General features: G+C 68.3%; 11 protein-coding genes and 1 pseudogene. 1 reads left to right on the top strand and 11 read right to left on the bottom strand.

Features of this window, described 5'->3' with window-relative positions; translation table 11 throughout:
* Window positions 1-127 precede the first annotated feature (127 nt).
* On the top strand, window positions 128-535 hold the full coding sequence (locus Y705_RS0113965; protein WP_026533307.1) for an ester cyclase: 408 nt from the start codon (window positions 128-130) through the stop codon (window positions 533-535).
* 157 nt (window positions 536-692) lie between these two features.
* On the opposite strand, the gene nusB is transcribed toward Y705_RS0113965, so the two are convergent.
* The 11 genes and pseudogenes from nusB to Y705_RS21460 all read right to left on the bottom strand — a co-directional run.
* Window positions 693-1,103, bottom strand: a complete 411-nt coding sequence (nusB, locus tag Y705_RS0113960) for a transcription antitermination factor NusB (RefSeq protein ID WP_026533306.1) — start codon at window positions 1,101-1,103, stop codon at window positions 693-695.
* Window positions 1,100-1,663 carry an elongation factor P gene (gene efp, locus Y705_RS0113955; RefSeq protein ID WP_026533305.1) on the bottom strand — a complete coding sequence of 188 codons (564 nt, stop codon included), beginning with the start codon at window positions 1,661-1,663 and terminating at the stop codon, window positions 1,100-1,102. Before efp ends, nusB begins: the two co-directional genes overlap by 4 nt.
* 214 nt (window positions 1,664-1,877) lie before the next feature.
* Window positions 1,878-2,969 (bottom strand): 3-dehydroquinate synthase, encoded by a 1,092-nt coding sequence (gene aroB / locus Y705_RS0113950; protein ID WP_026533304.1) that lies wholly within the window; start codon window positions 2,967-2,969, stop codon window positions 1,878-1,880.
* The gene (locus Y705_RS20135) at window positions 2,959-3,543 is read right to left on the bottom strand and encodes a shikimate kinase (protein ID WP_081738074.1); all 585 of its coding nucleotides are present in this window, start codon (window positions 3,541-3,543) and stop codon (window positions 2,959-2,961) included. The genes aroB and Y705_RS20135 overlap by 11 nt, the downstream gene beginning before the upstream one ends.
* Window positions 3,543-4,742 carry a chorismate synthase gene (aroC, locus tag Y705_RS0113940; protein WP_026533303.1) on the bottom strand — a complete coding sequence of 400 codons (1,200 nt, stop codon included), beginning with the start codon at window positions 4,740-4,742 and terminating at the stop codon, window positions 3,543-3,545. The genes Y705_RS20135 and aroC overlap by 1 nt, the downstream gene beginning before the upstream one ends.
* Window positions 4,743-4,774: 32 nt before the next feature.
* On the bottom strand, window positions 4,775-5,656 hold the full coding sequence (locus Y705_RS0113935; RefSeq protein WP_026533302.1) for a shikimate dehydrogenase: 882 nt from the start codon (window positions 5,654-5,656) through the stop codon (window positions 4,775-4,777).
* 51 nt (window positions 5,657-5,707) lie between these two features.
* On the bottom strand, window positions 5,708-5,869 hold the full coding sequence (locus Y705_RS21470; protein WP_343212768.1) for a hypothetical protein: 162 nt from the start codon (window positions 5,867-5,869) through the stop codon (window positions 5,708-5,710).
* 41 nt (window positions 5,870-5,910) lie between these two features.
* Window positions 5,911-6,042: pseudogene (locus Y705_RS21465) on the bottom strand (hypothetical protein); the annotation flags it as partial.
* 51 nt (window positions 6,043-6,093) lie between these two features.
* Entirely contained in the window at window positions 6,094-7,338 is a 1,245-nt protein-coding gene (gene mltG / locus Y705_RS0113920) for an endolytic transglycosylase MltG (protein WP_026533301.1), read from the bottom strand.
* A complete protein-coding gene (ruvX, locus tag Y705_RS20130; protein WP_049822796.1) occupies window positions 7,335-7,934 on the bottom strand; it encodes a Holliday junction resolvase RuvX in 600 nt (199 codons plus the stop codon). The genes mltG and ruvX overlap by 4 nt, the downstream gene beginning before the upstream one ends.
* A gap of 10 nt (window positions 7,935-7,944) precedes the next feature.
* A partial coding sequence (locus Y705_RS21460) for a DHHA1 domain-containing protein (RefSeq protein ID WP_155850088.1) occupies window positions 7,945-8,100 on the bottom strand: 156 nt, incomplete at its 5' end.

The following is an 8,100-nucleotide window of genomic DNA, read 5'->3' as shown; positions in this document are numbered from 1 at the left end:
GTCGTGCACCCGCCATTGCTGCGCGACTTCCTGCGCGCCTCCGACGAGCACCCCGCGAGCTTTGCACTCCGCGGGCAGCCTCGCTAGTGTCGTAAGCGTACTTACTTTCTAGCCATGGAGGACCAGCATGTCACGCGAGAAGAACATAGCGGCTCAGCAGAAACTAGGTCAGCTGATCGAGCGCCGGGACATCGACCAGTTCGGTGAAGTGTTCGCGGAGAACGTCCAGGACCACGACCCGGCACCGGACCAGGGCCCGGGAGTGCAGGGTTTCAAGGACTTCTGGCAGCAGTTCCTGACCGCCTTTCCCGACCTGGTCCTGACCCCTGAGACGATGGTCGCCGACGACGACAACGTTGCCGTGGTGCTGACGCTCACCGGCACCCACCGCGGGCCGTTCCAGGGGGTGGAACCCACCGGTAAGCGGTTCACCGTCCGGGGAGTCCAGGTTGCCCGGTTCGACGACGGCAAGATCGTGGAGCGCTGGGGCGCGACCGACGAGGCCGGAATCCTCAAGCAGCTCGGCGCCGGCTGATCCCAGCGGAAAAGGGGCAACGCCTCAACCCCTGCCCTGCTGCTCAGCCGCGTGGGGTCGAGGCGTTGCGGGAGACCCAATCGGCCCGCCTGCTACGGGGAACCGGGCCGCGCGGGAACCGGTTCAGTTCCCGGTACCGGCCGGGCCGGTACCGGGTTCAGGCGAGCAGGGTTGGCTTGAGCTGCTGCAGGCGGCCGAGGAGGCCGTTGATGAACACGGGAGATTCCTCGGTGGAGAGCATCTTGGCGAGTTCCACGGCTTCACTGACCGCGACGCCGTCGGGAACGTCGTCGTTGTACAGCAGTTCCCAGCTCCCGATCCGCAGGATCATGCGGTCCACGGCGGGCATGCGGTCGAGCGTCCAGCCCTGGGAGTAGGTGCTCAGGTATTCGTCGATCTGCTCGCTGTGGGCCAGGACTCCCTCGACCACATCCACCGAGTAGTCGGCGATGATCATGTCGGTCTTCTCGCGGCGGGCCCGAATGACCTCCAGCGGCGTCACCGCACGCTGCTCGGCTTCGAAGAGGATGTCCAGTGCCCGTCGTCGGGCCTTGCTGCGGGCGCTCACTCGTTGACGCGTCCCAAATAGTCGCCGGTGCGGGTATCCACCTTGACCTTCGTCCCGGTCTCGAGGAAGAGCGGTACGGCGATCTCGTAGCCGGTTTCGACCGTCGCGGGCTTTGTGCCGCCCGTGGAACGGTCGCCCTGGAGCCCGGGCTCCGTGTACGTGATCTCGAGAACCACTGACGGCGGCAGCTCGACGTAGAGCGCGGACCCCTCATGCATGGCGATCGTGACCGTCAGGCTCTCGAGCATGAAGTTCTCGGCGGACCCGACGGTCTTGCCGGGTACGGTGATCTGGTCGTAGTCGCTCGTGTCCATGAACACGAAGTCCTCGCCGTCCTTGTACAGGTACTGGTAGTCGCGGCGGTCGACGGTCGCGGTTTCGATCTTCAGGCCGGCGTTGAACGTCTTGTCCACCACTTTGCCAGAGAGGATGTTGCGCAGCTTGGTGCGCACGAAGGCGCCGCCCTTGCCCGGCTTGACGTGCTGGAACTCGAGCACGTTCCAGAGGTTTCCTTCAAGCTTCAGCACAGTGCCGTTCTTGATGTCATTCGTGGTGGCCACGGGTTCACTTTCGTCGACGAACTGGGAGAACTTGTCACAACCGGCCAGGCCGCCCCAGATGGGCATGCGGCAGCGCCGGGAAAGTCCACCGGTAAGTCTACCCTGTTGCCGATGACCCGGTCCCGCTCCGCGACGGGGCCAGGCGGGACCTAAGGCGAGAGCCGCGACTGGTCCGGGCGGGAGCCGCGACGGGGCCAGGCCGGGTACGGGACCGCTACGAAGCTATTTCCTGGTACGCGGCGAAGAGCAGCGACGTGTCCGGGACCTCGAGGATGCCGGGGCGTGCGACGCCGTCGAGCACCACGAACCGCAGAAGGTCTCCCCGCGACTTCTTGTCGCGCCGCATGCCGTCGAGCAGAGCGGCCCAGCGGTCGCGCCGGTAGGTGACGGGGAGACCGAGCGATTCGAGGATGCTGCGGTGCCGGTCCGCCTCGGCATCGCTGAGCCGCCCCACCATGCGGGAGAGTTCCGCCGCGAAGACCAGCCCCACGGAGACGGCCGCACCGTGGCGCCAGGAGTACCGCTCGGCGAGTTCGATGGCGTGGCCGAGTGTGTGACCGTAGTTGAGGAACTCGCGGCGCCCGGTATCGCGAAGGTCCTCGGACACGGCGGCCGCCTTCACCGCGATGGAGCGTTCGATGAGTTCACGCACTACCGCCGAGCCTGCCTCGGACACCGCCTCCGGATCGTTCTCGATTCGGGTCAGGATCTGCGGGTCGGCGATGAAACCGCATTTCACCACTTCCGCCATACCGGTCACGAGCTCGTTCTTCGGCAGGGTGGCAAGTGCATCGAGGTCCACGAGGACGCCGGCCGGCGGGTGGAACGCGCCCACCAGGTTCTTGCCCTCGGAGGTGTTGATGCCGGTCTTGCCGCCCACCGCGGCATCCACCATGCCGAGCAGGCTCGTGGGCAGGTGGACCACTTTGACCCCGCGCAGCCACGTCGCCGCCACGAACCCGCCGAGGTCGCTGACCGCTCCCCCACCCACGGTCACTACGGCGTCGGACCGGGTGAAGTCGTTCTGTCCGAGGACCTGCCAGCAGAAGGCGGCAACCTGGATGTGCTTGCCCTCCTCTGCATCGGGGATCTCAGCGGTGACGGCGGTGAAACCTGCGTCGGCGAGCTCCGCGCGCACGGTATCGCCCGTCGCCCGCAGCGCCCGCGGGTGGATCACGAGAACGCGACGGACACGCTCCCCGAGAAGGGCGGGCAGCCGGTTCAGCAACCCCCGGCCCACCACGACGTCGTAATTGTGTTCGGGGCTGCTTCCCGTCACGGGAATGACAGTGGCATCAATTGCCATGGCTTGGCGTCCTTCTTTCGTCGGTGGGCTGGATCCCGCAGGCCTGACCGATCTCGTCCGTCGGGCCATCGAGCCGGCGCAGGAGCAGTTTCAGCACTTCCGAGAGGGTTCGGCCGCGCGTATCGATCACGAGGTCCGCCACCTCCTCGTACAGCGGGCGGCGCTCTTCGTAGAGTTCGACCCAGCGGGCGGCGGGGTCACCGGCCAGGAGTGGCCGGCCGGTGTCGGAGAGGATGCGCGGGAGGACGGTGGGAAGATCGGTGTCGAGGAAGACGACGCACGCGTCGTCCAGCGCTGCCCGCGTACCGGCGTCGAGCACTGCGCCTCCCCCGAGTGCCACCACCGCGCCGTCCCCCGCGGCAAGGCTTTCGCGGACGACGGCGGCCTCCAGGCGGCGGAACCCCGCCTCGCCCCGCGAGGCGAAGATCACCGCGATCGGGCCGTGGCGTTCGACGACGCGGCGGTCGGTGTCGACGAAGGCCACACCGCGGCGCGCGGCGAGGGATCGCCCCAGCGCCGTCTTGCCCGTGGCCATCGGCCCGACGAGCACGAGTGGCGCAGCGTGCTGCGCCATCAGTGCCCGGCCGAGTCCAGGGACCCGGGAATGCCGGCGAGGTAGCCCTGGAGGTTCCGCAGCGTCTCGCCGACCGAATCGCCACCGAACTTCTCGGTGACGGCCTCCGCCAGGACCAGTGCGGTCATCGCCTCGGCGACCACGCCGGCCGCCGGAACTGCACAGACGTCCGACCGTTGGTGATGCGCGCGGGCGGCCGCTCCGGTGCTGACGTCGATGGTCCGCAGGGCGCGTGGCACCGTGGCGATGGGTTTCATCGCCGCCCGCACTCGCAGCGCATCGCCGATACTCATTCCGCCCTCGATGCCCCCTGCGCGGTTGCTGGTCCGGACGATCTTGCCGGCCTCGTTGCGGACGATCTCATCGTGGGCGGCGGTGCCCCGCCGGGCCGCCGTCGCAAAACCGTCACCGACCTCGACGCCCTTGATGGCCTGGATCCCCATCAGGGCCGCAGCGAGGCGCGAATCGAGCCTGCGGTCCCAGTGCACGTAGCTTCCAAGGCCCGGCGGAAGGCCGTAGGCCACCACCTCGACCACCCCGCCCAGGGTTTCGCCTTCCTTGTGCGCGGCATCGACCTCGGCCACCATGGCGTCGGAGGTGTCGCGGTGGAAACACCGCAGGGGATCGGCGTCGAGGGCGATCACGTCCGCCGGGGTGGGCAGGGGCGCGTCCTCCGGGACCGATACCGACGCGATCGAGACGGTGTGGCTGACGAGGCGGATGCCGAGGGCCGCGAGGAACTGGGATGCCACGGTTCCGAGTGCCACCCGGGTTGCTGTTTCCCTCGCACTCGCGCGTTCGAGGACCGGCCGCGCCTCATCGAAACCGTACTTCTGCATCCCGGTGAAGTCGGCATGCCCCGGCCGGGGCCGGGTGAGCGGTGCGTTCCGGGCGAGCGAATCGAGTTCCTCCGGAGCCACCGGGTCCGCGGCCATGATGCTTTCCCATTTGGGCCACTCGGTGTTGGCGACCTCGATCGCGACGGGCCCGCCCTGCGTTAAGCCGTGCCGGACGCCGCCGAGGATCCGCACCGCGTCCAACTCGAACTTCATCCGGGCTCCGCGGCCGTACCCGAGCCTCCGGCGGGCCAGCGCGGCCTGGATGTCAGCGGTTGTCACCGCCACCCCGGCGGGAAGCCCCTCGATGATTCCGACCACGGCAGGGCCATGGGATTCTCCGGCAGTCAACCAACGCAGCATGACTTCAATACTGCCACGCTGCCGGGGCCTGATCAGCGCCGCGGTGCCCCCACTGCGTCACACATCACATTTATGACATCGCGGCCGGGCTCCGGTGCCTCAGGGAAGAACAGCCGGATCTGTTCGACGGCCTGGTAGAGCAGCATCTCGAGACCGGGCACGACCCTCCCCCCGGCGTCGGCCCATGCGGCGGCCAGTGCGCTCGGCCAGGGGTCGTAGGCGACATCGAGGAGGGTGCCCGGGAACGCGGGGCGTCGCAGCTCCGCTGCAAGGGAGAACTCCGCCGCGACCGGATCAGCCGCGTGCGGCGGGAGCGTGGACACGACGACGTCGGCGGCGGCCAGCGCGTGCGGCGCCCCGCTCCAGGGCCGGACCGTGACGGCGATGCCGAGCCGGGCTCCGACGTCGGCCAGTCCGCGCGCCCGCTCGGGCGACCGGACGAAGACGTCGGCGCGGGCTGCGCCGAGAAGCTGCAGTCCGGCCACGGCAGCAGCGGCAGTTCCGCCGCCTCCGAGGATCACCGCACGGGCGGGAGCCTCCACCCCACTGAAGGACAGCGCGCCGGCCACGCCCGCGGCGTCGGTATTGTGCCCGGTGACGTGCACGCCGTCGTCGGTTCGGGAGAAGGTGGCGGTGTTGAGGACGCCGAGTGCCTGTACCAGGGGCGTGTTGCTGTTCGTGAGGCGGGTCAGAGCGGCCTTGTGCGGCATGGTCACCGACAACCCCCGCCAGCCCGGCTCTCCCCGGATGCCGTCGAGGAAAGGTCCGAGTTGCTCCGGCGGGACATCGATCGCCGTGTAGGTACAGTCCACACCCAGCAGCCGGTAGGCGGCACTGTGCAGGGCAGGCGATTTCGAATGGGTGATCGGCTGCCCGATCACCGCTGCACGGAAGCCTGCGGTATGCGCAGGCATTGCGGGGCCCGGTACCGCCGGGTCAAGGGCGGTACCGTCCGGTCGGCTCACCTAGAGGCACCGGCCGGGGTTGTCAGCGCACCACGCCTGGTATTCGGCCACGTAGCGGGCATGCTCGGCGAGGGTTTCGGAGAACTTGGTTTCCCCGGTGTCGAGATTCACGGTGACCCAGTAGAAGAAGGGCACGTCCGCCGGATCGGCTGCGGCGTCGATCGCCTCTTCGCTCGGCGATCCGATGGGCCCTACCGGCAGGGGACATCGATCGCCGTGTAGGTACAGTCCACACCCAGCAGCCGGTAGGCGGCACTGTGCAGGGCAGGCGATTTCGAATGGGTGATCGGCTGCCCGATCACCGCTGCACGGAAGCCTGCGGTATGCGCAGGCATTGCGGGGCCCGGTACCGCCGGGTCAAGGGCGGTACCGTCCGGTCGGCTCACCTAGAGGCACCGGCCGGGGTTGTCAGCGCACCACGCCTGGTATTCGGCCACGTAGCGGGCATGCTCGGCGAGGGTTTCGGAGAACTTGGTTTCCCCGGTGTCGAGATTCACGGTGACCCAGTAGAAGAAGGGCACGTCCGCCGGATCGGCTGCGGCGTCGATCGCCTCTTCGCTCGGCGATCCGATGGGCCCTACCGGCAGCCCCGGGTTGGCGTAGGTGTTGTAGGGGTTGTTGGTGTCGGCCTTTTCCTCGGGGGTGAGGTCGTAGCTCTTCCTGCCCAGACCGTAGGTAACGGTCGCGTCGGACTGGATGAGCCCGTTGGTCTCGACATTGTCGGGCCCAAGCCTGTTCATGATCGATCCCGCCACCGAGGCGTAGTCGCCCTCGCCGGCCTCGGCCTGCACGATACTCGCGATGGTCAGGATGCGGTACTGCTCGGCGGGGTCGGTGATGCCGTCCGCCTCGAGCTGCGCGAGGGTGTTGTCCACCATCTGCTGGATGATCTCCGGTGCCGTCAGTGCGACGTCGAAGCGGTATTCTCCCGGGTGGAGGTAGCCTTCGAGGCTGCGGGCCTGCTCGGGCAGCCCGAATTGCGCAGGCGCGGCGGCAAGTGCCTCGAACTCGGCGACGGGGATTCCCGTGGATTCGGAAAGGACGGTGAAGACCTCCCCCTGGCGCAGGTCGCGGGCTACTGCCGCATAGTGCACTTGGGTGGGGTCCTCCCCGAGCAGGGCTTCCGCGGCACCGTCGGAGGACATCTGGCGGCGCATCTCGTATTCGCCGGGCTGGACTTCCCGTCCGTCGGCGATGGCGGCCAGGGAGGAGATGAAGACGTCGGAATCCGCAACGATGTCCTCGGACTCGAGGCCCATACCGATCGCGAGGGACCCGGCCCCCTGAGGGACCGTGAACACGATGCTCTCGCCGCCTGGTCCGGCGTAATCGGTGACCTCATCGAGGCCCAGAAGGTCGCGCAGCATCATGGCAACGCCGAAGACGACTCCCGCGAAGACCAGCAGGACGACGACCAGAACGACGGTCCGCCGACGCCGACGCCGCTGCCGGGCCAACGAGGCCTTGCTCTTGGGCTTCGGTGCCTCGGCATCCGAGGTGTCCGAGGTGTCCGAGGTGTCGAAGAACTGTTCAATCGGCTCCGGGTGCGCCGGGCCGTCGTCGTACTCGCCGGCATCGGAGGGTTGTTCCCGTTCGTGGGGCGCTGGAGGCGGGGCGGATCGATGGCTCACAGCTCCTGATCCCCGTCCTTTGGCGTGTTAGCGGAAATTGCGGACTCCTCGTTGAAGGTCAATGAAAGGCTTGGATCGCCGTCCACCTGACGCACTGTAACGGGGTCCCCTACATCCCGATCCAGTGAACGTTGCATGTCGATGGCGTGCTGGAGGATTCCCACCGCGGCCACCTGGTCTACCAGCTTACGATGCCCACGGCTGCCGACGCCAGCCGAATGCAGCGCACGATGTGCTGAGACGGTGGAGAGCCGCTCGTCGATCAGCCGGACCGGGATTACCAGGCCGGCCCTCTGCAGTGCCGTCGCGAGGAGGTCCGCGTAGCTCCGCGCCATAGCCGCCGACTCCGATTCCCGCCCGCTGAGATTCTTCGGAAGACCCACGAACACCTGCACGGCTCCGCGTTCTGCCGCTTCGCGCACCACCACCCGGATGTCGCTGTTCTTCTTCGCATCCCGTGCCAGGGTGCGGATGGGCATCGCAAGCGATGAGTCGCTGCCACTTCCGGCGAGTCCCACCCGCACCATGCCGACGTCGACGCCGAGCTTCGGACCGGCGGGATAGCCGGGCGCCGAAGCCGAAACCGGATCCGTCATCAGCGCCGGCTCAGCGGGAAGCCACGGCGGCCCGGATGGCGTCGAGCGCCTGGGTCACCATGGCGGGGTCGGCGCCGCCGCCCTGCGCGACGTCGTCCTTGCCTCCGCCGCCGCCGCCGAGGACGCCTGCGGCCTTCCGGACGAGGGCGCCGGCCTTGACGCCCTC

Origin of the sequence: Arthrobacter sp. H41 (assembly GCF_000520535.1) — a bacterium.
Taxonomy (GTDB): Bacteria; Actinomycetota; Actinomycetes; order Actinomycetales; family Micrococcaceae; genus Arthrobacter_D.
This window is presented reverse-complemented; position numbering and strand designations above follow the sequence as displayed.